Below are 25,691 nucleotides of genomic sequence, written 5' to 3'. Positions count from 1 at the left end.
CAAAAGTACTAAAAAATGGGGGTGATGGACGCGGCAAAGCCATGCCCATCGAGAAAAGGTGGCAGAGTTTAGCGGAGATCCGGCCAAATTGCAGGCATAAAAAGCCTGCTTATTACAATGGTCATTGCCCCTGGCCATCTGCCGGGTCTTGCCACCTTTCGGGTTGCGGCAAATTTAGCCCTTGGGCCATAACGCCCAGCCTGTTAAAATTCCGCCCTTGAAATTATCCTGGGCCCCGCGCCCGTTCTAGCTAAGGTCTACCGCGATGCGTACCAGCCAATATCTGCTTTCCACTCTCAAGGAAACCCCCTCCGACGCTGAAGTTGTCAGCCACCAGCTGATGCTGCGCGCCGGGATGATCCGTAAACTGGCCTCCGGCATGTATGCCTGGTTGCCAACCGGTCTGCGGGTACTGAAGAAAATCGAGAACATTGTTCGCGAAGAGATGAACAATGCTGGTGCCGTCGAAGTCTCCATGCCGGTGGTTCAGCCTGCCGAGCTGTGGCAGGAGTCCGGCCGCTGGGATGACTACGGTCCCGAGCTGTGCCGTCTGACCGACCGCCACAACCGTCCCTTCGTGCTGGGCCCGACCCACGAAGAGGTGATCACCGCGCTGGTACGTTACGAAGTGAACAGCTACAAACAGCTGCCGCTCAACCTCTACCAGATCCAGACCAAGTTCCGCGATGAAGTGCGCCCCCGTTTCGGCGTGATGCGTGGCCGCGAATTCCTGATGAAGGATGCCTACTCCTTCCACATCGACAAAGAGTCTCTGGTCGATACCTACGAGAAGATGCACGCCGCCTACTGCAAGGCGTTCACCCGCATGGGTCTGAACTTCCGTCCGGTGCAGGCCGATACCGGCTCCATCGGTGGTACCGGTTCCCACGAATTCCAGGTACTGGCCGAGAGCGGTGAAGACTTGATCGCCTTCTCCGATACATCAGATTACGCCGCCAACATCGAGATGGCCGAAGCGCTGGCGCCGGCTGGTGAACGCGCTGCCGCCAGCGCGGCCCTGACCAAGGTTGCCACCCCGAATGTTCACACCATCGACGAAGTGGCCGCTTTCCTGAACGTGGCACCGACCGCCATCGCCAAGACTCTGCTGGTACTGGCAGAGGAAGATGAACACGGCAAGCAGGCCGTCATCGCGCTGGTACTGCGTGGCGACCACGAGCTGAACGAAATCAAGGCCGAGAAACTGGCTGGCGTGGCCAACCCGCTGACTTTCGCCAACGACGAGCAGATTAAAGCTGCCGCCGGTTGCGATGCAGGCTCCATCGGCCCGGTCGGCTTTGCCGGTCGCATCATCGTCGATCGCAGCGCTGCCCATCTGGCGGACTTCGTCTGCGGCGCCAACGAGACCGGTTTCCACCTGACCGGTGCCAACTGGGATCGTGACATCGCTACCTATGAAGTTGCCGACCTGCGCAACGTGGTGGAAGGCGACCCGAGCCCGTGCGGCCAGGGCAAGCTGCTGCTCAAGCGCGGTATCGAAGTGGGCCACATCTTCCAGCTGGGTACCAAGTACTCCGAAGCGATGAAGGCGAGCGTGCTGAACGAAGGCGGCAAATCCGTCACCATGGAGATGGGTTGCTACGGTATCGGGGTTTCCCGTCTGGTGGCTGCGGCCATCGAGCAGAACAACGACCAGTACGGTATCATCTGGCCGGATGCTATCGCTCCGTTCGAAGTGGCCATCGTGCCGATGAACATGCACAAATCCGAGCGAGTGGCCGAGCAGGCACAGCAGTTCTACGCCGAGCTGAAAGCGGCAGGTGTCGATGTGCTGTTCGACGACCGTAAAGAGCGCCCGGGCGTGATGTTCGCCGACATGGAGCTGCTGGGCATCCCGCACGCCATCGTCATCGGCGATCGCGGTCTGGACAACGGCGTGGTGGAGTACAAGTGCCGCCGCTCCGGCGAGAAGCAGGAAGTGGCCATTGGCGACATCATCGCCATGCTCAAGGCCAAGCTGGGCCGTTAATTCCGCCCCCTTGCCTGAATAGAAAAGCGCGCCATTTGGCGCGCTTTTTGTTTCTGTATGTTCTGACGACGGCAACCGGATGGCGGACTTCGCCTCAAGGATTACGACCGATAAAGAGGTCGGTCACGTGGCAGCTGCTTCTGGCTTCCAGTGCGTCAAGCATATAGGCCGCCGCATCTTCCGGGGTCATGAAACCGCTCGGGTCCACATGATCCGAGTTGTCCCAGAATTCGCTGCGGATCCCGCTCGGGTAGAGGTTGACCAGCCGCAGCGGCGAGCCTTTCAGCTCGGCACGCAACGACTCAAGAAAGCCGCGCATCCCCCATTTGGAGGCGCAGTAGAGGCTCTCGTTGGCCTTGCCCACCTGCGCGGCGGAGGAGAGCACGTTGGCCAGCACTCCGCCTTTCTCGCCGATCAGCCGCACCGTCTGCTGGGCCACCAGAATGGTGGAGATGAGGTTGCTCTCCACCACCCGGCGGATCTGCTCGGCGGTGTAGACACCGACCGGGCCGAATTCGCCCACCCCGGCGCAGTGCAGCACCAGCTCGGGCAAGCCGCCCCACTCCACCGCTGCGGCGAAGGCGACATCGACCTCTTCATGGTGCGCCAGATCGGCAGCAATACCGATCACCGCGCTACCGAGCAGTTGCTCCTGCTCCTGCAGTCGCTGATAACGGCGCCCCATCATGGAAACCTGATGGCCCCGCTCAACCAGACCTATGGTCAGGGCCCGGCCCAGACCGGAACCGGCGCCAGTGACTATGATGTGCCCCATTATCCCTCCTCGTTGCCAGCTGATGGCCAGATTGGACAGTAAACTCACCATCCATAAACCAGCCGACCGTCAATGCGCTGCTCGATGCTGATGACGCGTCGTCAGACCACCGTCAGATTAGAAAGTGAATTCACCACCCATGAACCAGCCGTCGATTGACTGATCGATATTGTCGAAATCGACTTTGGCTTCACGCCAGCCAGCGCGCAGCTTGATCGGCATGGAGGAGAACTTGTATGCGCCACCCAGACGGTAGTCATAGTTGTCTGCATCGTGGGTACGCAGGTCGCCGAAGAAGGAGATACCGGTGCCTGGGATCTTAACTTCGCTGCCGGCATAGGCCATCAGAGTATCTTCTTTATAGCCCTGGCGGCCCCAGTAAACCTGCTCGCCATCGTAGTGACGACCGGTCATACCCAGATCGATCTTGAACAGATCGTTGTTGAACAGACGGTAGTAGAGGCTCAGATCGTAGGCGGTCAGGTCATTTTTGAACGCACCACCGGAGGTGCTGAAATCGGAGACTTCAAACTTGGCGTTCGGCAGGAAGATGATGCCGTGTTCCAGTTGCAGATAGCCGTTCCAGTTGTAGTTGTCATCATAATGATTGGCACTCTTGCCATATGCCTGACCACTGCCCTGAGAAGCCCATACGTCAGCACCGGCGGCAAAACGCCAGTCGTCAGCGGCCATGGCACTCTGGCTGCACAGAGCCAACACAAAACCGGCAATCAGTGTCTTCTTCATCACTTCACTTCCTCTTGCATACATGGAAAGGGCACTATTTTACTCGGCACAGCCAAAATACCCAGCGGGAATGCTGAACAAGCGACGACAAATGTCAGTGCTTCATATGATCCATCTCTGCCATCGGCTCAATCGGCTTCACCGGCAGCGACAGATCCAGCTTCTGACCATCGTCCATGGTGAGGGTGAGCGGAACAGGAGTCTGCTCGGAGAGCGTGCCCACCTCGAACAGCATGATGTGCAGGCTGCCCGGTTTCAGCACCACCTCGCCCTTGGCCGGGATCTCGATATTCTCGACCTGACGCATCTTCATCACGCCATTTTCGTGCAGGTGAGTGTGCAGCTCGGCACGCCCGGCCGCAGCAGAAGCGGCCGCCACCAGCTTGACCGGCTGGTCGGCGTCATTCTTGAGCACCATAAAGGCGGCGGTATTGGGGGAACCCGGCGGCAGCAGGCGCACATAGCCGTCGACGGCCTCGACCTTGGCCAGTGCCGGCGCCGTCATACCCAGAACCAGCAGAGAATAAAACGCACGTTTAAACATGGTTGAAATCCTTTTATGATGTTGTTAAACGGCCCCGAGGTTACCCCAACGGCAACCTTTTTTGCACCTTTCAATAACAAGGATTTAGACATGGCCCCCATTCTCATCGCTGAGCAGCAGGATGGCTTGCTCACCCTGACCCTCAACCGCCCCGACAAGCGCAACGCCCTCAATACCGAGTTGTATCAACAACTGGTCGCGGCGCTGCGAGAGGCGGCGGCCGATGAGGAGGTGCATGTCCTGCTGTTACAGGGGCAGCAAGATTGCTTTACCGCGGGTAATGATCTGGCCGACTTTATGGGCAAGAGCGCGCTGGAGCCCGACGACCCCATCCTGCAGTTCCTCCACACCCTGGCCGATTTCCCCAAACCTGTGATCGCCGCCGTTGCGGGCCCTGCGGTGGGGATTGGCACCACCATTCTGCTGCACTGCGATCTGGTCTATCTGGCGGATAACGCCCGCTTGCAGCTCCCCTTCGTCGAGCTGGGGCTGGTGCCGGAGTTTGCCTCCAGCCTGCTGCTGCCGCGCCTGGTGGGGCACCTCAAGGCGGCCGAGCTGTTGCTGCTGGCCGAAGCCATTGATGCCAAGGAGGCGCTGCGGCTCGGGCTGGCCAACAAGGTGGTGGCGGCCGATAGATTGCTCTCCTTTGCCCGCGAGCAGGGGCTGAAGCTGGCGGCCAAGCCGCCCAGGGCGCTGCAAAAAAGCAAGGCACTGCTCAAGCAGGAGCTTAAACAGGCAGTGCACTTTGTCATCGATCTGGAGGCGCGCGCCTTCGCGCAGGCGCTGCAAGGGGAAGAAGCGCAGCAACGGATCGCCCAGAAACTCAAACGGCGGAGCTGAGCCGCGCCCAAATACGCTCAGTTGAGGCGAAAACGGCCGATCAGCTCGCAGCCCTGCACCTTGTCCTGCAACTGGATCAGTCGGGCAATTTCCGGATTGGGGTGGCGCTTGAGAAACGCGAGCAGGGCACCGCGACAGCAACCCAGCTCGCTGATCAGTGCCTCGCACTCCCGGTTGGGGCATTGTGGCACCAGCGCAGTCACCAGCTCGGAGGCAAGCTTCAGGTAGCGCAGCTCGTAAGTCGGCTCATCCATCGCCCGCCAGAAGTCGGCCAGCCGGTGACAGGTGGCGACCCGCATTGTGGCCAGTTCGGTCAATTCGACCTGGGTCATCTCGTAAACATCCCCCAGCGCCTGCTGATAAAAACAGATCGCAGCCCCCAGCGAACCGGCCTGCCAGGCTCGCTCCGCCTCCAGCATGTATCGTTGCCAACTTTGCGGTGTCATCTCGCTCTCCCGAGTCCGTTATGGTGGGAGTGTTATCATGGCTAATTGAGAATAAATATCAACCAGAGGGTTAGTGCAGGATCTCTCCACAACCTTGGCAAAGCGAGTGCCCGACCTTATGATCGTGCCCTTCCCCCTTCTTTGGAGCACACCACAATGCGACCACGCCTCCCGCAGATGCTGGGCTGCTCCCTGCTCTGCGTGCCCCGCATGCTGGTCTGGATCTATTAGCTGCGCTCACGCGAACGCAACCAATCCGATCCATTCAGCAAAGGAGTACCAACATGAACACCTGCCAACACTGGTCGCAGGTCGAATACCTGCACCTGACGGTGACCAACCCCAATATCTGCCTCAAGGGTCAGCACAGCTACTACTCGGGCGCCTGGGATGGCCCCTTCGAAGAGGTGGCGGTGCGCTACCTCCATGGCGATTCTTTTAGCCGCAGCCCGGAAACCGGCTGGGAGCCACTCTGGCATATCGACCGGCTCCATATCGGCGACTATGTACAGCTTGCCGCCGGGGTGAAGATCATCATGGGGGGCAACCACACCCACAACACGGCCTTCATCAGCACCTATCCGTTCGCCGATCTGGCGGCGCTCAAGCGCAGTTACCGCCCCGCCGGCGATACCCGCATCGGCAACGATGTCTGGATCGGCATGGAGGCAATGATCATGCCCGGCGTCACCATCGGCGATGGCGCCATCATCGCCGCCCGCTCGCTGGTCAATCAGGATGTGCCGCCCTATGCCATGGTGGCGGGCACCCCGGCGAAGGTAATGCGGATGCGCTTTGGCGAGGAGGAGATTGCCCGGCTACAGGCCCTCGCCTGGTGGGATTGGCCGGATCAACAGGTCAACGATTTGCTACCGCTGATCCAGCAAGGTGAAGTCGCCCTGCTTGAGCAGGCGGCTGCCCGCTGGGCGGAGCGCCATGAGTGACCACCGCCAACCAGCAGTAACAAGCTGACAGCAGGAGGGCGACCCCGGGGTCGCCCTCTTTTATCTCCGGCATGCTGTGGATGCCGTTATCGCCCATCCGCTCACTGTGCGCTTTTGGACTGGTTGAGGCTGCACTGCTTGCCGGGATAACCGGGCAGGTCACTGGCATCACTGCCGCAGGCGAGCCGTTTGGCCTGTTGCAGCCGGGCGGCCAGATTGGAGTTATCGACAGGCATCCACTGCATCTGCTTGCCGAGCCAGCTGGCCCAGGCAAATTCGACGAAATAGACCTGTTTGTCCTTGCGAAAGTAGCCAGCATCCTGCAGCAGTCCGGCGAGGGTGCGATAGGGGTAATCAGGCAGCTGGTCGATGCGGGTCGGCAACTGCTCAGGGGTCAGCGGCTGTCCCTTCTCATCCTTGAGCCAGGCCCAGTGGTTGTTCTGCATCTGGCTCCAGAAGTTGGCTTTGTCCTGCAGGCGACCAATCACCTTGACCCGCGCATCCTTGACGCCCTGCTGCCACAGCGCCTTGGTGAGATGGTGGCGGTCTACCAGCCAGTAGCCGCCATCCGGCGCAATCACCACGGGGATCTCTTTCTTTTTCATCAACTTGTCGAGCTGCTTTGCGCTCATGCCCGCCAATGTGGCCTGGGTTTCATCGACCTGGATCTGACCGACGCCCCCCTGAGTCGGGTGCAAGGCATCAATGCCGATCTCGCACCAGTTGCCCACCGCCGTGTCGCTCTGGCACGGGGCCAACGCCCAGACGCCCTGGCTCAACACACAGGCCAGCAATAACCATGCTTTCATCGTTTGATACTCCTCACCACATTGAACTGCACAGACGCCGAAAACGCTCTGCTACCCCGATTGGGCGTGAGAGTCGAATGCTGGCGGTCAGACCAGCAAACGGGATATCATGATTTCCCATCTGTCGGCGATATTTTCTCGCCGAGTTTTCACCCCGCTTCACACTATTTGAAGGATCCGACCCATGAAAGGATGGAGCCCCTTGCTGGCCCTGCTGGGCTGTGCTGCTGTCCAGGCTGCCGATATTCCCGCCGGAACACAACTCGCCGCCGAGCAGATTGTCGTTCGCCACCTCAAGGATGAACCTGCGAGCCTGAGCCCGCTCAAGCTGGTCGGCCTGCCGGAGTTGCAGGTACTGCGGGATCTGTTCGAGGGGCTGTTGACCCAGGGGCCGGATGGCAAACCGGTTGCCGGGGTGGCAGCCAGCTGGGAAAACAAGGGCAACCAGTTCTTTACCTTCCATCTGCGCCCGGATGCGCGCTGGTCCAACGGCGATCCGGTCAAAGCCGGTGACTTCGTCTACGGCTGGCGCAAGCTGGTCGATCCGAAAGAGGCGGCCACCTTCGCCTGGTTTGCCCAGTTGGCCCGCTTCGACAAGGTGGATGAGATCGTGGCTGGCAAATTGCCTGCCAGCGAGCTGGGAGTCAAGGCCCTCGATGACCACACCCTGCAAGTGACCCTCTCCCAACCGGTACCCTACTTCCTGAACCTGCTGAGCCACCCCAGCCTGTCGCCGCTCCATCAGGCCAGCATCGAGCAGTACGGCAACCAGTGGACCCAACCCGGCAAACTTGTGGGTAACGGTGCCTTTGTGCTGAACAACCGAGTGGTCAACGAGAAGCTGGAGCTGATCCCCAACCCTTATTACTGGGATCGGGCCCATACCGTATTGAACAAGGTGATCTTTATGCCGATCAATCAGGAGAGCGCGGCCACCAACCGCTATCTGGCGGGCGATCTGCATATCACCGAATCCTTCCCCAAGGAGCAGTACGACAAGCTGAAACGGCAGATCCCGAATGAGGTCTATACCCCGGATCAGCTCGGCACCTACTACTACGCCTTCAATACCCGTCAGGTACCACTGAACGATGTGCGGGTGCGCAAGGCGCTCTCCTACACCATCGATCGCGCCCTGATCGCCGACAAGGTGCTCGGCACCGGCGAGAAACCGGCCTACCACTTCACCCCGGATGTGACCGCCAGCTTCACCCCGGCCGCCAACCTGCTCTCCACCAGCAGCCAGCCAGCGCTGGACAACAAGGCCAAGGCCCTGCTCAAGGAGGCTGGTTACGGCCCGGACAAGCCGCTCAAGCTGACCCTGCTCTACAACACCGCGGAAATTCACAAGAAGATGGCACTGGCGATTGCCAGTATGTGGAAACAGAAGCTGGGCGCCGAGGTAGAACTGACCAATCAGGAGTGGAAAACCTATCTCGATAGCCGCCAGAGCGGTCAGTTCGAGGTGATCCGCTCCTCCTGGGTCGCCGACTACAACGACCCGTCAGCGTTCCTCGGCCTGTGGGGCTCCCGTCACAGCGGCAACATGGCGGGCTTCGCCAATGCCCGTTATGACCAGCTGCTGGCAGAGGCGGCCAGCACTCAGGATGCCGCCAGTCGCAGCAAGCTGTTTGGCGAGGCGGAGGCGATCCTGCTGGATCAAGCCCCCATCGCCCCCATCTACCAGTACACCAATGCCCGTCTCATCAAGCCATGGCTCAAAGGCTACCCCATCAACAACCCGGAAGATGTGGCCTACAGCCGCCAGCTCTATCTCGTCAAACACTGAACTGGCAATCAAGGCTGAAACCGAAGAGGGCCGCCTGCGGGCGGCCCTCTTATTGATACTGTTCATGCTCAAGTTTTAGGCATAAAATGCCGCCCTTCTAGTGAACACCCCCTCTTATCATCGGTTGAACATGCGTTATCTGTTACTGCTCCCCCTGTTGTGGACCTTGCCTGCGCAGGCCAATAGCGAATCCCAATGCCAGCAAGAGTTTGTCGGCTGGATGCTGCAACAGCAGCAACAGTTCAGCGATCGCAAGTCTGACAAGATGGAGCGGCGCCGGGCCGAGCGAGCCATTGAGTTGGCCCGTCAGGAGTACGACAAGCAGGCCAGCTTCTGCAAGACCATGCAACTGGTGCGCAGCTACAAAGATGGCGATCCGCGCTTTAAACCGAGAACCGGCGAAATTCACGATTTCGCACCGGCCAGCTGACCCTCACTTCATCAATTCATTGTGTTGATTAATTGACCCAAGCCAAGTTCGGGGCACTGAAGAGCCTTAGAATGATTAACTGAGAACGACAATAAAAACATAGTTATCAGTTAGTTGGCTTTTTCAGGAACGACACATGACCACACGCCATCAGGAGGGGGAGATACACTTCCCCGACAACATCGCACTGATCTCGACCACGGATCCCGCCAGCCATATTACCTACGCCAACCAGCACTTCTGTGATGTGGCAGGGTATGGTGCTGCCGAGATGGAAGGGGTGCCCCACAATCTGGTGCGTCACCCCGACATGCCCAAGGCAGCTTTCGCCGACATGTGGCAGCGGCTGCGACAGGGCAAAAGCTGGATGGGGCTGGTCAAGAACCGCGCCAAAAGCGGTCAGTTCTATTGGGTAAACGCTTATGTCACCCCGATCCTCAATGCCCGGAAGGAGATCGTCGAGTACCAGTCGGTGCGCACCAAACCCGACGCCAGCGATGTGGCCTGGGCCGAGCAGCTCTATGGCCTGCTGCGTAGCGGCAAGGCGCTTCCCTGGCTAAGCCGGTTTCACATTGAACCGGGCCAGCTGACCCTCTGGCTCTCCGTTTCTGCATTGCTAACTACCCTGGCTACTTTTGCCACCGGCAACCTGTTCTGGCTGCTACCCACTACCCTGTTGCTGCTGGCGCAGGCAACCCACGGCTGGCGCTTGCAGCAGCGGCTGGCTCATCTGCTCACCCTTGCCGATCAAGATAAAGGAACCCGCCTCTGTCAGGTACTCTACACCCGGCGGCGCGACACCCTGGCGGCCGTTGAACTGGCCTTGCGGATGAAGCAGGCCGAGCTCAAGGCCGTGGTCGGGCGCAGCGCCGACACCAACCAGCAGATCCTGCAGGCAGCCGAAGATGACCGGGGCAACATCCAGACCATCGATACTCACCTGCAGCAGCAGCGTGCCCACAGCGAGCAACTGGCTACCGCCATCACCGAGCTGAGCCACTCCATTCGCGATGTGGCCCACAGCGCCCATGAGGCGAGTAATCTGGTCACCGAGGTGCAACAGGTCTCCGCCGAGGGACTGCAAGCACTGGCGACCACCCAATCCTCCGTCAACCAACTCCATCAGGAGCTGGATGCCAACCACGCTGTGCTGGCCCAGCTCACCAGCGACAGCCAGAAGATCAGCGGCATTCTGGAAGTGATCAGCCAAATCGCCGATCAGACCAACCTGCTAGCCCTCAATGCGGCCATCGAGGCGGCCCGGGCTGGCGAACAGGGGCGTGGTTTTGCGGTGGTGGCGGATGAAGTGAGGGCGCTGGCCCAGAAGACCCGCGCCTCGACCAGCGAGATCCACGAGATGATCCAGGCGCTGCAACAGACCACCCGACAGCTGTCGGACGGGATGGCACAAGGGGCACAGACCTCGGATCGCTGCCAGCAGCACGCGGGCACCACCGCCGACGTGCTCACCCAGATCAACCGGATGCTGGGACAGGTGACCCGCACCAGCGACGAGATCGCCCAGGCGGTGAGCCAGCAGGCCGACGTCACGGCGACACTCGACGAAGGGGTACACCAGATCCACCAGCTGGCCAGCCACACCGCCGACAACAGCAGGCAAGCCCTCGATGGCATCACCCTGCTGGTGGAGCGGCTGCAGGATCTCTCGCGGCTGATCAACCAGTTCAGATATTGAAGCGATAGAGCGAAAAAAAGCGCGTCAACTGACGCGCTTTTTGTGGTTCTTGCTGCTGACAGCGGCTTATTCGGCCGTCTCGCTGCTGGCAAACTCCGGCACCTTGGCCATGGCATCCAGCACCACCTGAATACCGGCGCCCGGTTTGCAGGCGTTCTCGCTCAGGTGACGGCGCCAGGCGCGGGCTCCCTGCATGTTCTGGAACAGCCCCAAAATGTGGCGGGTCATATGGGAGAGGTAGTTGCCCTTGGCCAGCTCCTGCTCGATATAGGGCAGCATCATCCGCACCACCTCGTGGCGACTCGGCACGGCGTTATTCTGGCCGAACACCAGATTGTCCACCTGCGCCAGAATGTAGGGGTTCTGATAGGCTTCACGCCCCATCATGACGCCATCGACGTGTTGCAGGTGCTCCAGAGTCTGCTCCATGGAGGTGACGCCGCCGTTGAGGGCGATGGTCAGCTCCGGGTAATCCTGCTTGACCCGATAGACGCGGGGATAATCGAGGGGCGGGATCTCGCGGTTCTCCTTGGGGCTTAAACCACTCAGCCACGCCTTGCGGGCATGGACGATAAAGGTGTCGCAACCGGCATCGCGCACCTGTTCGATAAAGGCCTGCAGAAATTCGTAGGAGTCCTGATCGTCGATGCCGATACGGGTCTTCACCGTTACCGGGATATCGACCACATCGCGCATCGCCTTGACGCAGTCAGCCACCAGCGCCGGTTCACCCATCAGGCAGGCACCAAAACGGCCGTTCTGCACCCGATCGGAGGGGCAACCGACGTTGATGTTCACCTCGTCATAGCCACGCTCCTCGGCCAGCTTGGCGCAGCGCGCCAGATCTGCCGGATTGCTGCCACCCAGTTGCAGGGAGATGGGGTGCTCCTGCTCGCTGTAACCCAGATAATCCCCCTTGCCGTGGATGATGGCGCCAGTGGTCACCATTTCGGTATAGAGCAAGGTCTGGCGACTCATCAGTCGATGAAAGTAACGGCAATGCCGATCAGTCCAGTCCAGCATGGGGGCGATGGAAAAACGCTGCGCCTGCATAAAAATCATCCGGGTTGGCTAAAGAAAGGGGCGGATTTTATCACAACGTGAAGCAGCCCCAGAAAATGAATTTTGTCGCCGCGCCATGCGAGGCCCTGTGATAGTATCCGGCTAATAGAAAGGGTATCTGCGCGATCATGAATCAAGACCAACTTTTACAACGAGCCGAGCGACTCTGTATACAGCGAGGGATCCGCTTCACCCCGACCCGACGTCAGGTATTTCGCCTGCTGGCGGCACACGGCAATGCCATCAGCGCCTATGATTTGTTAGCCCAGCTGCAACAAACCGAAGCCAATGCCAAGCCGCCAACCGTCTATCGGGCACTCGATTTTTTGCTCGAACAGGGCTTTGCTCACAAGGTGGAATCGCTCAACGCATTTATCTTCTGCTGCCACTTCGATCATGCTCACCCGATGCAGCTACTGATCTGCGACGAGTGCGGCGATGTGGTCGAGCTGCACGATACGGCCATAGATAGCGCGTTTTCCGAGCAAGCCCACTTGCATGGTTTTACGATTACCAATAAGACAATAGAGGCACATGGCCAATGTGCTCGCTGTACGCCCACTGTAGGAAATCATCATGAAGGCTGATTTTGTAAATCCGTTCCTGCTATCCCTGCTCAATGTGCTCTCCACCATGGCACAGCTGGAACTCAAACCGGGCAAACCGAAACGCAAGATGGATGAGCTGGCGCGCGGCGACGTCTCCGGCCTGATCGGCATGGTCGGCCCGCAGACCCGCGGTTCTCTCTCCATCAGCTTCGAGAAGGGGCTGGCGCTGGAGATCATGCGCCGCATGCTGGGGGAAGCCCCCGCCAACATCAACGAAGAGGTGACCGACATGGTCGGTGAAATCACCAACATGGTAACCGGTGGCGCCAAGCGGATGCTGGGTGAGAAGGGTTACGAGTTTGATATGGCCACCCCCATCATCGTCTCCGGAGCCAACCACACCATCACCCACCGGGCCGATGGCACCAAGATCATGATGCCGTTCGAATCAGATTACGGCCGCGCCACCATCGAAATCTGCTTCGAGTAACCCTATGTGGAAAGCATTGAAATGGATTTTCATCTGCTGGGCCCTGTTGTTGATCCTGTCGGATATCCAGATCAGCACCTCCCTCTACAAATACGAGGATAACCGGGTGCTCATCAACTTCCCCCGCTGGGAAGCCAAGCAGCCCTGGGGCACCTTCGAGTGGCATGCCGGACGGGTGCAAACCCACTGGTACGGTCTGGACGGCAAACCCAAGCCGACAGGCCCGCAAATCTGACTTGTTAACGGATCCGGCAGAAACAGAAGAGGCCAGCAGCTGCTGGCCTCTTTGCTATCTCGTTGTTCCAGAATCAAGCCGCTTCGGCAGCCAGCTTCCCGCTTGGCCGCACCAAGATGCCAAGGCCGCAGGTCAGCAGGGTCGGCAGCAACCAGGCGAGGCCCTTGTCGAACAGCGGCAGGAAGGCGAACGCATCCATCTGCATACCGGCAGCGCCCAGTCCGTCCAGACAGCCAAATAGAAAGGCCACCAGCAGCACGGCGCGAAACACCAGACGTGGCCGACCGAAACTCCCCTGAGCAAAAGTCACCAGCACCAGCGCGATGGCAACCGGATAGATGGCCACCAGTACCGGAATAGAGAGCCTGATCAGCTCGCTCAACCCCACATTGGCCACCAGGACGCACAAGCAGCCCATCAGCAGCACCCACTTGCGGTATGTCCAGCCAGCCAGACTGTGGAAGAAGTCGGCACCGGCACAGAGCAGGCCGACCGCACTGGTAAAACAGGCCAGGGTGATGATGGCAGCCAGAATAAACTGACCCGGTTGGCCAAACAGGCTCAGGACGTAGGCATTGACGATGGCCCCACCATTGCTGATATCGCTCGCCACCCCACCGGCGCTGTTGCCCAGCTGAAAGAGCGAGACATACACCGCCGACAACCCGACCGCCGAGATCAAACCTGCAATGGTGAGGTATTTGAACTGGCTGCGATAATCCTCGATCCCCTTCTGGCGAAGCAAACCGATGATCAGGGCACCAAACATCAGGGATGCCAGGGTATCCATGGTGTTGTACCCCTCCAGCATTCCTTTGGTAAGAGCCGCATCTATGTACTCACCGCTGGCATCAGGCATGGTGCCCTGCGGCGTCATAAAGACCCCGACCGCAAGAATGAGCAGCATCGCCATCAGGGCTGGGGTCAGATACTTGCCGACCGCATCAAGCAGCTTGCCCCGATCAAGCGCCACCAGGATCACCAGCGCAAAGAAACTCAGGGTGTAGATCAGCAGCCCCTCGTGACCGGCATCGCCAAGCCAGGGCTTGAGCCCCATCTCGTAGGCGACCAGACCGGTGCGGGGAATGGCAAAGGCGGGCCCCATGATGATATAGATAGCGATGGCCAGCGCCGTCGCCGCCCCGGCGGGCAGATAGCGGGTCATTCCGGTCCAGCCACTCGCGCCGCCCCCCGAACTCCCCTTGGCCACCGCAATCAGGGTGATCAGCGGCAAGCCCACCGCCGTCAGCAAAAAGCCGCACATGGCAGCCAGCAGATGCTCACCGGCCATGAAACCGGCCAGCGGCGGAAAAATGATATTGCCTGCCCCCAGATAGAAGGCAAACGTCATAAACCCCAATCCGAATACATCGGACAACTTCAATGATTTCGTCAAACCCAACCTCATCTGCCTTATCAGCTTGTTATTGATTGCACCCACTGCCTGGCAGATAACCGGTAACAATACCTCTTGCTTCTTTCTCGTCCTGAGACAGGACAAGAATCACTCACTCAGCATAAAGAAAATGAATAAAAGCTCAATCTCAAATTAATATATTGAAACAATTTAACTAGACAGAGTTAATCACCAAGAAGTTTGGCAATTTCAAAAGGATACAAAACAGAGGTTGCACCAAGAGGGGAGCACGGGTGGCAAAGGAGTGGAACTGACGAACGTCGCCGAGAGCGATCATCACGACACTGCAGCACACACTCCAACACAGACTGCAGAAAGATGAAAAACAAAAGAGCCTGCACGGGGCAGGCTCTTGGCAACATCACATCGGGCGTGATCAGGCGGCTTCGGCGGCCATCTCGGTCGGACGCACCACCATGCCTACTACGCAGGCCAGCAGGGTCGGCATCAGCCAAGCGAGGCCCTTGTCGAACAGCGGCAGGAAGGCAAACGCATCCATCTTCATGCCGGCAGCACCCAGACCATCCAGGCAACCGAACAGGAAGGCAACCACCAGCACCGCACGGAACACCAGACGGGGACGACCGAAGTACCCCTTCAGGAAGGTGACCAGCACCAGCGCCACGGCAACCGGATAGATGGCAACCAGCACCGGAATGGAGAGACTGATCAACTGGCTCAGGCCCACGTTGGCCACCACGGCGCAGACAACGCCCAGCAATACCACCAGCTTCTTGTAGCTCATGCCGGTGAGATTGTGGAAGAAGTCTGAACAGGCGGAGATCAGACCCACGGCAGTGGTGAAGCACGCCAGGGTGATGATGGCGGCCAGGATCAGTTGACCGGGCTGACCAAACAGACTCAGCACGTAGGCGTTGACGATGGCGCCACCGTTGCTGACATCCGTCGCCACACCGGCCGCGGTGTTACCCAGACGGAACAGGGAAACATAGACCACGCACAGACCAATGGCGGAGATGAGGCCGGCAATGGCCAGATACTTGAACTGGCTCTTGTAGTCGTTAATGCCCTTCTGGCGCAGCAGGTCGACGATCAGGGCGCCAAACATCAGGGACGCCAGGGTGTCCATGGTGTTGTAGCCTTCCAGGATCCCTTTCACGAAGGGGCTGTTCTGATAGTCACCGGACGCATCAGGCATGGTGCCTTGCGGCGCAACGAATACCCCGACCGCCAGGGTCAGCAGCAGCAGCATCAGAACCGGTGTCAGGTATTTGCCAATGGCGTCCATCAGCTTGCCCTGGTTCATGGAAACCAGCATGGCCACGCCGAAGAAGATCACGGTATAAGCCGCCAGACCCGCCTGACCCATGTCACCGATGAACGGCTTGAGGCCCATCTCGTAGGCCACCAAGCCGGTACGGGGCGCAGCAAAGGCCGGGCCAATGATGATATAGATGGCCACGGCCAGCGCGGTCGCGACACCGGCAGGCAGCAGTTTGGTCATGCCCGCCCAGCCGTTACCGGCTTTCGCCACGGCCAGAATGGTCACCAGAGGCAGGCCCACGGCAGTCACCAGGAAGCCGAACATCGCCAGGGAGAGGTGCTCACCGGCCATGTAACCGGCCAACGGCGGGAAAATGATATTACCGGCGCCCAGGTAGAAGGCGAAGGTCATAAACCCTAATCCGAGTACATCGGACAATGTGAGTGATTTCGTCAAGTTCAACCTCGTCTGTCTTGTAAATTATTGCTTGTTATAGTTTTTATCGGTCGCTGACCGGGTGTGTTCAGGGGGGATAAAAAAAGAGCCCCGCGTGTTTTTTCATCACAACCAGTGGTTTTAGCTGGTCTGGAGCGGGCGCTCGATCTGGAACCAGCATAATGGCGTGAAAAAATAGTTCAAGACGAAATTTACATCTTCAAATAGAAGGGGTTGGTCAGTTGGATATATCTGTCGGAATAGGCTCCATCAGCAGAATGGATCACAATCTCACCCCTCTCACACCTGTTTAATCCTCTGCCAAGTAGCAATAAAACACGATTTGCCTCTTTACCCTCTCTGGTGATAACAGCTGTATAACAAATCCCATGCAGATCATAATGCGCCGATATGCATAAAATTTCATCGGCCATCGCCGTCGGTAGTACCAGCGCCACCTGACCGTTCGGGCTCAGCAAACGATTGCAGGCCGCCAGTAATCCGTGACTGTCGAGGGCACCGGTATGACGGGCCAACGCCCGCGCCGGATCGCTAAATGACTGGCCTGCCACGAAATAGGGGGGGTTGGAGACGACAAGATCGTAAGGGGCAGCCTGATAATCCTGAATGGCACTCTCTATGATGGTCACCCGATCGGCCCAGGGAGAGGCCGCCGCATTCTCCCGCGCCTGGCTGGCCGCATTAATATCCAGCTCGACCGCATCGAGACGGCAGTCAGATCTGCTGCGCTGGGCCAGCATCAGGGCGATCAGGCCGCTGCCGGTGCCGATATCGAGCACCCGGTGCGCCCGTTCGACCGGTGCCCAGGCACCGAGCAGAATGCCATCGGTGCCTACCTTCATGGCGCAGCGATCGTGATTGATATGGAACTGTTTGAAGGTAAATCCGCGACTACGCCCCATCTGGCCCCCGTCATCTGAAAAAATGGTGGGCGATTATAGCGGCTAAGACACACTCACCAATAGGAGCCGACGAGATAATCGCCTATAATCTGCCGTTTCCTTAATGACCGAGTATTGCCATGAGCCAGTCCTTTGATGATTTCGACCTACACCCCGCCCTCAACCGGGCCTTGGCCGAGATGGGATTCACCCGCCCCACCACCATCCAGCAGATGGTGCTGGAGCCAGCCCTGGACGGCCGCGATATTCTGGCATCCGCTCCAACCGGTACCGGCAAAACAGCCTCCTTCCTGCTGCCGGCACTCCAGCACCTGCTGGACTTCCCGCGCCGCAAGCCAGGCCCCTGCCGCATGCTGATCCTGACCCCGACCCGCGAGCTGGCGCTGCAGGTGACCGCCCACGCCAAGGCGCTGGCGGCGCACACCAACCTCAGCATCGAGACCATCATCGGCGGCGTCAGCCATGAAGAGCAGCTCCCAGCCCTGACCAAGACCACCGACATCGTAGTCGCCACCCCGGGTCGTCTGCTCGAGTACATCGAGAAAGAGGAGTTCGAGAGCCACGACATCGAAGTGCTGGTGCTGGACGAAGCGGACCGCATGCTGGACATGGGCTTTATCAAGGATGTGAACCGCATCGTGGCCGAAGCGCGCTACCGCAAGCACACCATGCTGTTCTCCGCCACGCTGGAAGGGGCAGGCCTTGAGAAGTTCGCCAACGAGATCCTCAACGATCCGGTCGAGCTGCATGCAGAGCCGCCCCGCAGTGAACGCCGCCCGATCACCCAGTGGGTGCATCTGGCCGATGATGCAGCGCACAAGCTGGCGCTGCTGATCCATATCCTGAAAGATCCGGAAACCCAGAAAGCCATCGTCTTCGTCAAGACCCGCGAGCGTCTGGCGGAACTCTCCGGCCAGCTGCAGGCTGCGGGCATCCCGTGCGCCTGGATCCGTGGCGAGATGGAGCAGAGCAAGCGCGTCGAGTCGATCCGCAAGTTCCACGCAGGGGAAGTGCCCTTCCTGATCGCGACCGACGTTGCCGCCCGTGGCATCGACCTGCCCAACGTCAGCCATGTCATCAACTATGACATGCCCTACGGTACCGACGTTTACGTCCACCGTATCGGTCGTACCGGTCGCGCAGGCAACCGTGGCTGCGCCATCAGCCTGGTAGAAGCCCATGACATGGCGATGGTTGCCAAGATCGAACGCTACACCGAGGAGCGCCTCAAGCGCCGGGTGATCGACGAGCTGCGCCCGAAACACAAGGAAGCGCGAGTACCGGTGAAGAAGAAAAAGCCGGTCGACAAGAAAAAGTCCGCCAAGAAGAAAAAGAAGAAGTAATCGCCAAGCGCGAAAAAGAAGGGCCATCCCACGGGATGGCCCTTCTGCATGCTGCATCACCCTGCCTGGCGGTCAGGCCACGGCTCTGCGCATCCCCATATGGGGGATATCGTCTTCGAGATAACCTTCCCCTTCAGCCACAAAGCCGTGCTGACCGTAAAATCCCTGCAGGTGGGCCTGCGCGCCTAGCCAGATGCTGTGAGTCGGCCAGCGAGCCTCGCACGCCTTGACCGCCTCGCCGATCAGCTGGTGACCAAGACCACCGCCACGCGCTTTGGGCGAGGTCACCACCCGGCCGATGGCGGCACCGCTCTCATCGCCGATGCCGGGCGCCATGATCCGCGCGTAAGCAGCAAGCTGTTCGCCCTGATAACCGAGCAGGTGCCAAACCCCTTCGCGGCGATCGAGCCCATCCAGATCCTGAAAGGGGCAGGTCTGCTCCACCACGAACACCTCGGCCCGCAGTGCCAGCAACTCGTACAACTCGTCAGTGGTCAGTTCAGACCAGGGTTTCAGGATCCAGTTCATCGGCAACTCCTTATCAGTTCGGCCTGCCAGCATAATCGTGACGCCAGCACCCTGCATTAACCTTTGTTAAGTTCTTTCGGTCGTTTGCGAATGCGGCTCAGGCTGCAGATGCAGCGTAATGCGCGGGTAGATAGGGTATAGGGAGCAACACCCACCCCTTTGCACAAAATCGGGCGCTAATAGAGAGAGCGTCAGCCCTCGCCAAGTGCTTTCAACCGCTTGCGAATGCGACTCAGGCTGATGGGGGTAATGCCGAGATAGGCGGCGATCTGGTGATCCGGCACTCTGGCATCCAGAGCGGGGAAGCATTGCAGAAAGTGCTGATAGCGGGCCTGCGGGCTCCCGGTCAGCAGCAACAGCTCCTTCTCCTCCTTGATACACAGCTGTACCTCCAGCAGGTGCTGGTACCAGATTGGCCAACAGCAGAGCGGGCGCAGGTCGGCCAGCTGGAACAACTGCAAGCGGCAGGGTTCCAGCGCCTCCACGCTGTAGCGGGCGGGTTCACCACTGAGCAGGTGGTGGAAGTCGAGAAACTCGTCCCCCTCCCAGTAGAACTCCTTGATGTACTCGCGACCATCCGCCAGCACCACTTTGGCCCGCAGCAGCCCCTGCTCCACCCTGACCAGCAGATCCGGACTGTCACCAGCGTGCCAGAGGCAAGATCTGGGGGCCAGGGTCAGCGAGCGTGCAAAAGAGAGGATGCGCGCGGCCTCCTCTTCATCTGCGACCTGCGCCCAACTGAAGGGGGGTCTGTCGGTCATCACGGCATTAACTGCGGCGCTGACGCACGGCTTCGAACAGGCAGACGCCAGTCGCCACCGAGACGTTGAGGCTCGATACCGCCCCCGCCATCGGGATACTCACCAACTCGTCGCAATGTTCACGGGTCAGACGGCGCATCCCCTTGCCCTCGGCGCCCATCACCAGTGCCATCGGGCCGGTCAGCTTGGCCTGATAGACATCGTGATCCGCCTCACCGGCAGTGCCGACGATCCAGACGCCGCGATCCTTCAACTCCCGCAGACTGCGAGCCAGATTGGTGACCTGAATGAGCGGCACCACTTCGGCGGCGCCACAGGCGACTTTACGTACCACCGAGGTCAGGCCGGTGGCCTTGTCCCGCGGCACGATCACCGCATGGACCCCGGCCGCATCGGCGCTGCGCAGGCAGGCACCGAGGTTGTGCGGATCGGTCACGCCGTCCAGCACCAGCAGGAAAGGCTGGGCCTGTTGTTCGGCCAGACTGTCCAGCAAACTGGCCAGATCGTGCTCGGCCAGCTTGGGCGCTTCGATCACCTTGGCCATGATGCCCTGGTGATTGTTGCCCTCGGCTTTATCATCAAGGGTCTTGCGGTTCACGCTCTGCACCTTGAGACCGAGGGATTCAAGCTCGGTCAGCAGGGGTTGCAGCCGGTCGTCATCCCGCCCCTTGAGGGCCCAAACTTCGATGAAACGCTCCGGGGTGCGCTCAAGCAGCGCGGATACAGCGTGAATGCCGTAGATCAGTTCAGTACTCATTTAGTGCTCTTGGCCTTATCGCGAGCGTTTTTGCTCGGTCGTCTGTTGCTGGGCTTGGCGCGGCCACCCTTGTCGGATTTGCCGTGATCCTTACCCTCTTTGCGTTTTTCGTGGCGCTGGGCGCTCTTGGCCTTCTCTTTCTTGATCTCGGCCTGCTTGCGCGCCATCTCTTTGGCATTCTTGCCGGTGGCCTTGAGGGGCTCTTCCACCATCACGAAGTCGATCTTGCGATCGTCCAGGTTCACGCCCATCACCTTGACCCGCACCTTGTCACCCAGACGGTAGCGACGGCGGAAGTTCTCGCCGATCAGCTGCATGTGCAGGGGATCAAACTGGTAGTAGTCGTTGGTGAGGGTGCTGACGTGGACCAGACCATCGATGTGGATCTCCGCCAGACGGACGAAGAAACCAAAGCCGGTGACGCTGGCGATCACGCCATCAAACTCGTCACCCACGTGATCCAGCATGTACTCGCACTTGAGCCAGTCGGCCACGTCGCGGGTCGCATCGTCGGCACGGCGCTCGGTCATGGAGCAGTGCTCACCCATCGGATCCACTTCTTCCAGCTGGTAGTGATAACCACCGCTCGGGGTCCACTTGTGGCGCAGGTTGCCCTGTTGCTCTTTTGCAGTCTGGTACTTGATGGCGCGGTGCAGGATCAGGTCGGGATAGCGACGGATCGGCGAGGTGAAGTGCGCGTAGGACTTCAACGCCAGGCCGAAGTGACCGATGTTGTCAGCCTGATAGACCGCCTGACGCATGGAACGCAGCAGCATGGTGGAGAGCAGCTCGGCATCCGGGCGCCCTTCAAACTTGGCAGCCAGCTCGGCAAAGTCTTTCGGCTCGGGTTCGAGACCGCCTTTGAGCTCCAGACCCAATTCGGCCAGGAAATCACGGAAACCGGTCAGACGCTCTTCGCCCGGACGGTCGTGCACCCGGAACAGGGCAAAGGCTTCGTTCTTCTCGATGTAACGGGCCGCGGCCACGTTCGCCTGGATCATGCACTCTTCGATGATCTTGTGGGCGTCGTTGCGCACCAGCGGCACGATCTGGTCGATCTTGCGCTGGGCGTTGAAGATGAAACGGGTCTCTTCGCTCTCGAACTCCACCGCACCACGCTGGTGACGGGCATGTTTGAGCGCTTTATAGAGGTTGTTGAGCTCTTCGATGTGGCCCACCAGCGGGTCATATTGCTGACGCAGCTTGGGATCGCCATCGAGGATCGCGGCAACCTTGCTGTAGGTCATGCGCGCATGGGAGTTCATCACCGCTTCATAGAACTTGTAGCCGGACATACGGCCAGCGGCGGAGATGGTCATCTCGCACACCATGCAGAGACGGTCAACCTGCGGGTTCAGGGAGCACAGCCCGTTGGAGAGCACCTCCGGCAGCATGGGCACCACGAACTCGGGGAAATAGACCGAGTTGCCGCGCTGATAGGCTTCGGCATCCAGCGCAGTGCCGGGCTTCACGTAGGCGGATACGTCCGCAATGGCAACCCACAGGCGCCAGCCGCCACCACGCTTGGCTTCACAGAAGACGGCGTCATCAAAGTCGCGGGCATCTTCCCCGTCAATGGTGACCAGCGGCAGGGCGCGCAGGTCGATACGACCCTCTTTGGCTTTTTCCGGCACCTGTTCGCCGAGACCGGCAACCTCTTTGGTCACCTCCTCCGGCCAGGTATGCGGGATACCGTGGGTACGCAGGGCGATCTCGATCTCCATGCCCGGGGCCATGTTCTCGCCCAGCACGTCCAGTACGGTACCGACCGCGTTGATGCGGGAGTTGGCGCGCTGGTTGATGCGCACCACCACGACCTGGCTCTGGCGAGCCCCCTTGTTTTCGCCTTCCGGGATGATGATGTCCTGACCGATACGGCTGTCGTCCGGCACCACGAAACCGACGCCGTTCTCGACGAAGTAACGGCCGACGATGTCTGCCTCACGGGGCTTGAGCAGGCGCACCAGACGCGCTTCCTGACGACCCTTGCGGTCAATCTCGGTCGGCTGCACCAGCGCATAGTCACCGTGCATCAGGCGCTGCATCTCGCGGTTATTCAGATACAGATCCGGTCCACCACCTTCCGGGCGCAGAAAACCGAAACCATCTTTATGGCCGAGTACATACCCTTTGACCAGATTCAGACGATCCGGCAGGGCGTAACATTGGTTGCGAGTGAATACCAGCTGCCCATCGCGCTCCATGGCGCGCAGACGACGGCGCAAAGCTTCCAACGGCTCTTCGTCAGTCAGCTTGAGTGCCTTGGCCAGCTCTTCGCGGGACATCGGCTTTTCGTGACCCTTGATGAGTTCGAGGATCAGCTCGCGACTGGCGATGGGGTTTTCGTATTTTTCGGCCTCGCGTTGGAGGAAAGGATCTTTTTGAGACATAAGCAGGCCTTAGGGTAGGTAATAACCCAGCCATTATATCGAAGGGGGGGGCGAATGGCATCCATCGGCTGCCTTTTGGCCAATCTCTCTGTCATACTATCTTCAGTTCGCTGGCATGATGAGACACGGAACTCATGAGTAAGGACACGTTTGCCCAATCTGCCGCCTATCTCAAGCAGGCGGTACCCTTGATGATCAAGTACCAGATCCCCACGACGCCGGACAATTACCACCTGTGGTACAGCTATGTCTCGGCCAGCATGCCCGAGCTCAACCAGGCGATCGATCAGGCCGTCAAGCTGCAGGGAACCTGCTCGCTCACCACCTGCGAACGGCTCTATCACCAGTATCTGGCCGCTCAGGATGAGAAGCAGATGGAGGCGATGAAACTGAGCCTGGCCGCCATGGCCAACGAGCTCGGTCACTCCATGCAGGACGCCATCTCCGATACCGGCATGTTTCAGGAGATGCTCGACAAGAGTTTTGACAAGCTCAGCCGCATCGATGACGAGGGCTTCAGTCTGGAAGACACCATGGGGATCCTGCGGGAACTGGTGCGCGAATCGCGGGACGTGCGGATGTCCACCATGCACTTTCGCAATCAAATCAGCAATGCAGAGAAAGAGATCAAGGAGCTGCGGGCGGCGCTCAACGAGACCCGCAAGCTGGCCAACGAAGATGCCCTCACCAGCCTGCTCAATCGTCGCGCCTTCGATCTGGAGCTGGAAGGGCTGATCCGCAGCCAGCACCCCTTCTCGCTGATCCTGACCGATATCGATCGCTTCAAGAACTTCAACGACGAATATGGCCATCTGCTCGGCGATCAGGTACTGCGAGCCTTCAGCAAACGGCTGCGTGACGCCTGTCAGGAGGGGGTGACCGCTTATCGGATCGGCGGAGAAGAGTTCGCCCTGCTGGTTCCCCATCGCGCGCTGGCACTGGCCAGACAGATGGCGGAAAGCATGCGCCGGGCCATCGAACGGATGTCGATTCTGGATCGCAAGTCGGGTCGTCGTATCGACCACATCACCGCCTCATTTGGCGTGGGTGAGTTCAACGGTCAGGAGAGCGCGGACTGTCTGGTCGAACGTACCGACAAGCTGCTCTACAAGGCCAAGGAACTCGGCCGCAACCGGGTGATGCCGCTGCCGTCCTGATAATGCACCCTTCATAACGCCTTGCTCCGCGAAACGAAAAAGCCAGTCAGATCAACTGACTGGCTTTTTTTGCATTTCACAACCAACGAGGCGGCCTTGTTACCGCCCCGCAAGAGGCTGGTTCAGCAGATTATTGCTGAGCCTCGGCAACCCCTTCTACCTTCACTTCAACACGACGATCCGGTGCCAGGCAGACGATCAGCTCACGCTTGGACTTGCTGACACAGCTGTCGCCGGTAACCGGTGAGGATTTACCACGCCCTTCCACATTGATCTTGGCGGCCGGGATCCCTTTACCAACCAGATAGTTGGCGACGGTCTGGGCACGCTGCTCGGAAAGCTTCTGGTTGTAGGCATCGGAACCGATACGGTCGGTGTGACCAATCACGGTTGCTACGCCATCCTTGGGTCGCGCCTCTTCGATCTGGGTATAGAGGCTATCCAGCGCCTGACTGGCTTCTGGCTTGAGGGTCGCCTTGTTGAAGTCAAACAGCACGTCGGAGCTCAGGGTAAACTGCTTCTCGACCATCACAGGCGCGGGAGCGGGTTCCGGAGCCGGGGCGGGCGCCACAGGAGCAACCTGACCAAAGCGATAAACCGCCGCCAGCGACAGCAGGCCGTTATCCATTCTCACGCCGGTGTCATCGCGGTCGCCATACGGGGTGGTGTATTGATATTCAAGACGAGCAGCCCAATCACGATTAAAGGCATACTCTGCCCCCAGAGCACCGACAAAGTTGAACCGGCCGTCCCCCCCTTTCAGGTCACTGTTCGCTGCCGCATAACCGCCGCCGACACGTCCATACAGGTCAAGGCTATCAGTCAAAGGGAAGCCCAGCTTCAAAGACAAATGGATTAGCTGAGCCTGAACTTCATCTTGAAACGCAGCGCCCGTGGCGGAGCGGGCATCATATTTGTATTTACCAAGATAATCGAAGCCGTACTCGATACCCAGATTCTTGTTAAGCTGATAGCCGCCAAACACACCTGCACCCAGGGCATCGTTGGTCTCATTGCCAAGCGTCAGGGCATTGCTTTCATCAATGCCATAGAAGTTGGACCAACCCAGTTTGGCACCGCCATACCAGGTGTTGTCCTGACCGGCAGCCTGGGCATTGGCCGCCAGCAAGGCGGTAACCAGCAAGGTAATCAATGTTTTTTTCATGTCTGAGCCTCTGCAACTTTATGTAGGAGGAGGTTGATTGATATCACCTCGTCTTATAGGTGCAACCACCCAAAAGCGATCGCAGCATATCAACGTTAGCCTATTTTCAAGTCACTGATATCAATTAACAAAAAACACTGTAACGCAAGTGTGTTACAAAAACAGCAACAAATGTTTGTTAATTGAACTAAGTGTGACGCAAAAAGACGCATTGAAGAGGGCTAGGGGGAGAATAGGGGCCAGCA

At 59.2% G+C, this 25,691-nt stretch carries 25 protein-coding genes; 11 read left to right on the top strand and 14 right to left on the bottom strand.

The window, feature by feature from the left end; all coding sequences use genetic code 11:
- Positions 1-265: 265 nt before the first annotated feature.
- Positions 266-1,990: a proline--tRNA ligase gene (locus PG888_RS09460; RefSeq protein ID WP_182938265.1), complete on the top strand. Its 1,725-nt coding sequence runs from the start codon at positions 266-268 to the stop codon at positions 1,988-1,990.
- 94 nt (positions 1,991-2,084) lie between these two features.
- On the opposite strand, the gene PG888_RS09455 is transcribed toward PG888_RS09460, so the two are convergent.
- From PG888_RS09455 to PG888_RS09445, 3 genes are all read right to left on the bottom strand, one after another.
- On the bottom strand, positions 2,085-2,765 hold the full coding sequence (locus tag PG888_RS09455) for an SDR family oxidoreductase (RefSeq protein WP_042019464.1): 681 nt from the start codon (positions 2,763-2,765) through the stop codon (positions 2,085-2,087).
- Positions 2,766-2,882: 117 nt separating this feature from the next.
- Positions 2,883-3,512: a TIGR04219 family outer membrane beta-barrel protein gene (locus PG888_RS09450; protein ID WP_182938266.1), complete on the bottom strand. Its 630-nt coding sequence runs from the start codon at positions 3,510-3,512 to the stop codon at positions 2,883-2,885.
- Between the two features lie 94 nt (positions 3,513-3,606).
- The gene (locus tag PG888_RS09445) at positions 3,607-4,056 is read right to left on the bottom strand and encodes a copper chaperone PCu(A)C (RefSeq protein ID WP_182938267.1); all 450 of its coding nucleotides are present in this window, start codon (positions 4,054-4,056) and stop codon (positions 3,607-3,609) included.
- A 90-nt stretch (positions 4,057-4,146) separates the two neighbouring features.
- Between PG888_RS09445 and PG888_RS09440 the strand changes: the two genes are divergently transcribed.
- A complete protein-coding gene (locus PG888_RS09440) occupies positions 4,147-4,896 on the top strand; it encodes an enoyl-CoA hydratase-related protein (RefSeq protein WP_182938268.1) in 750 nt (249 codons plus the stop codon).
- A 17-nt stretch (positions 4,897-4,913) separates the two neighbouring features.
- Here the strand turns inward: PG888_RS09440 and PG888_RS09435 are convergent, their stop codons facing one another.
- Complete coding sequence (locus PG888_RS09435; protein WP_005335785.1) at positions 4,914-5,342, bottom strand: DUF2753 family protein; 429 nt, start codon at positions 5,340-5,342, stop codon at positions 4,914-4,916.
- 284 nt (positions 5,343-5,626) lie between these two features.
- Here PG888_RS09435 and PG888_RS09430 point away from each other — a divergent pair, with 284 nt between their 5' ends.
- Positions 5,627-6,286, top strand: a complete 660-nt coding sequence (locus PG888_RS09430) for a CatB-related O-acetyltransferase (protein ID WP_234602181.1) — start codon at positions 5,627-5,629, stop codon at positions 6,284-6,286.
- Between the two features lie 101 nt (positions 6,287-6,387).
- Here PG888_RS09430 and PG888_RS09425 read toward each other — a convergent pair whose 3' ends face one another.
- A complete protein-coding gene (locus PG888_RS09425; RefSeq protein ID WP_058052285.1) occupies positions 6,388-7,095 on the bottom strand; it encodes a ParB-like protein in 708 nt (235 codons plus the stop codon).
- Positions 7,096-7,279: 184 nt separating this feature from the next.
- Here PG888_RS09425 and PG888_RS09420 point away from each other — a divergent pair, with 184 nt between their 5' ends.
- The 3 genes from PG888_RS09420 (at position 7,280) to PG888_RS09410 (ending at position 11,010) form a co-directional block, all read left to right on the top strand.
- Complete coding sequence (locus PG888_RS09420) at positions 7,280-8,884, top strand: peptide ABC transporter substrate-binding protein (protein ID WP_270693310.1); 1,605 nt, start codon at positions 7,280-7,282, stop codon at positions 8,882-8,884.
- 130 nt (positions 8,885-9,014) lie between these two features.
- Entirely contained in the window at positions 9,015-9,314 is a 300-nt protein-coding gene (locus PG888_RS09415; RefSeq protein WP_042062966.1) for a hypothetical protein, read from the top strand.
- Between the two features lie 136 nt (positions 9,315-9,450).
- Positions 9,451-11,010, top strand: coding sequence for a methyl-accepting chemotaxis protein (locus PG888_RS09410; RefSeq protein ID WP_270693309.1), 1,560 nt, complete (start codon positions 9,451-9,453; stop codon positions 11,008-11,010).
- Positions 11,011-11,076: 66 nt separating this feature from the next.
- Here the strand turns inward: PG888_RS09410 and dusA are convergent, their stop codons facing one another.
- Positions 11,077-12,063, bottom strand: coding sequence for a tRNA dihydrouridine(20/20a) synthase DusA (gene dusA, locus PG888_RS09405; RefSeq protein WP_182969787.1), 987 nt, complete (start codon positions 12,061-12,063; stop codon positions 11,077-11,079).
- Positions 12,064-12,200: 137 nt separating this feature from the next.
- Between dusA and zur the strand changes: the two genes are divergently transcribed.
- From zur to PG888_RS09390, 3 genes are read left to right on the top strand one after another with little or no spacing between them, the layout of a single operon-like run.
- Positions 12,201-12,659 carry a zinc uptake transcriptional repressor Zur gene (zur, locus tag PG888_RS09400; protein WP_182969788.1) on the top strand — a complete coding sequence of 153 codons (459 nt, stop codon included), beginning with the start codon at positions 12,201-12,203 and terminating at the stop codon, positions 12,657-12,659.
- Entirely contained in the window at positions 12,649-13,110 is a 462-nt protein-coding gene (locus PG888_RS09395; protein ID WP_042656408.1) for a chemotaxis protein CheX, read from the top strand. Before zur ends, PG888_RS09395 begins: the two co-directional genes overlap by 11 nt.
- A gap of 4 nt (positions 13,111-13,114) precedes the next feature.
- Positions 13,115-13,345: a hypothetical protein gene (locus tag PG888_RS09390; protein WP_042656409.1), complete on the top strand. Its 231-nt coding sequence runs from the start codon at positions 13,115-13,117 to the stop codon at positions 13,343-13,345.
- 73 nt (positions 13,346-13,418) lie between these two features.
- Here the strand turns inward: PG888_RS09390 and brnQ (PG888_RS09385) are convergent, their stop codons facing one another.
- From brnQ (PG888_RS09385) to PG888_RS09375, 3 genes are all read right to left on the bottom strand, one after another.
- Positions 13,419-14,696, bottom strand: coding sequence for a branched-chain amino acid transport system II carrier protein (gene brnQ, locus PG888_RS09385; RefSeq protein WP_270693313.1), 1,278 nt, complete (start codon positions 14,694-14,696; stop codon positions 13,419-13,421).
- A gap of 442 nt (positions 14,697-15,138) precedes the next feature.
- Positions 15,139-16,443 carry a branched-chain amino acid transport system II carrier protein gene (gene brnQ / locus PG888_RS09380; RefSeq protein ID WP_075113281.1) on the bottom strand — a complete coding sequence of 435 codons (1,305 nt, stop codon included), beginning with the start codon at positions 16,441-16,443 and terminating at the stop codon, positions 15,139-15,141.
- Positions 16,444-16,634: 191 nt separating this feature from the next.
- Positions 16,635-17,345: a tRNA1(Val) (adenine(37)-N6)-methyltransferase gene (locus PG888_RS09375; protein WP_270693308.1), complete on the bottom strand. Its 711-nt coding sequence runs from the start codon at positions 17,343-17,345 to the stop codon at positions 16,635-16,637.
- Positions 17,346-17,464: 119 nt separating this feature from the next.
- Between PG888_RS09375 and srmB the strand changes: the two genes are divergently transcribed.
- On the top strand, positions 17,465-18,688 hold the full coding sequence (srmB, locus tag PG888_RS09370) for an ATP-dependent RNA helicase SrmB (RefSeq protein ID WP_139406342.1): 1,224 nt from the start codon (positions 17,465-17,467) through the stop codon (positions 18,686-18,688).
- 72 nt (positions 18,689-18,760) lie between these two features.
- Here srmB and PG888_RS09365 read toward each other — a convergent pair whose 3' ends face one another.
- From PG888_RS09365 to rnr, 4 genes are all read right to left on the bottom strand, one after another.
- Positions 18,761-19,216, bottom strand: coding sequence for a GNAT family N-acetyltransferase (locus PG888_RS09365; RefSeq protein WP_270693307.1), 456 nt, complete (start codon positions 19,214-19,216; stop codon positions 18,761-18,763).
- A 191-nt stretch (positions 19,217-19,407) separates the two neighbouring features.
- The gene (locus tag PG888_RS09360) at positions 19,408-19,977 is read right to left on the bottom strand and encodes a Crp/Fnr family transcriptional regulator (protein WP_270693306.1); all 570 of its coding nucleotides are present in this window, start codon (positions 19,975-19,977) and stop codon (positions 19,408-19,410) included.
- A 7-nt stretch (positions 19,978-19,984) separates the two neighbouring features.
- Positions 19,985-20,734 (bottom strand): 23S rRNA (guanosine(2251)-2'-O)-methyltransferase RlmB, encoded by a 750-nt coding sequence (gene rlmB / locus PG888_RS09355; protein WP_270693305.1) that lies wholly within the window; start codon positions 20,732-20,734, stop codon positions 19,985-19,987.
- The gene (gene rnr, locus PG888_RS09350) at positions 20,731-23,124 is read right to left on the bottom strand and encodes a ribonuclease R (RefSeq protein ID WP_042062952.1); all 2,394 of its coding nucleotides are present in this window, start codon (positions 23,122-23,124) and stop codon (positions 20,731-20,733) included. Before rnr ends, rlmB begins: the two co-directional genes overlap by 4 nt.
- Positions 23,125-23,258: 134 nt before the next feature.
- Between rnr and PG888_RS09345 the strand changes: the two genes are divergently transcribed.
- Positions 23,259-24,281, top strand: a complete 1,023-nt coding sequence (locus tag PG888_RS09345; protein ID WP_213391943.1) for a GGDEF domain-containing protein — start codon at positions 23,259-23,261, stop codon at positions 24,279-24,281.
- Positions 24,282-24,411: 130 nt separating this feature from the next.
- Here PG888_RS09345 and ompA read toward each other — a convergent pair whose 3' ends face one another.
- A complete protein-coding gene (gene ompA, locus PG888_RS09340; RefSeq protein WP_270693304.1) occupies positions 24,412-25,446 on the bottom strand; it encodes a porin OmpA in 1,035 nt (344 codons plus the stop codon).
- Between the last annotated feature and the right edge of the window lie 245 nt (positions 25,447-25,691).

This window comes from Aeromonas sp. QDB23, from assembly GCF_027707745.1.
Classification (GTDB): Bacteria; Pseudomonadota; Gammaproteobacteria; order Enterobacterales; family Aeromonadaceae; genus Aeromonas; species Aeromonas allosaccharophila.
Note: the sequence above shows the minus strand (reverse complement) of the source record. Positions and strands in the feature narration are given on the sequence as shown.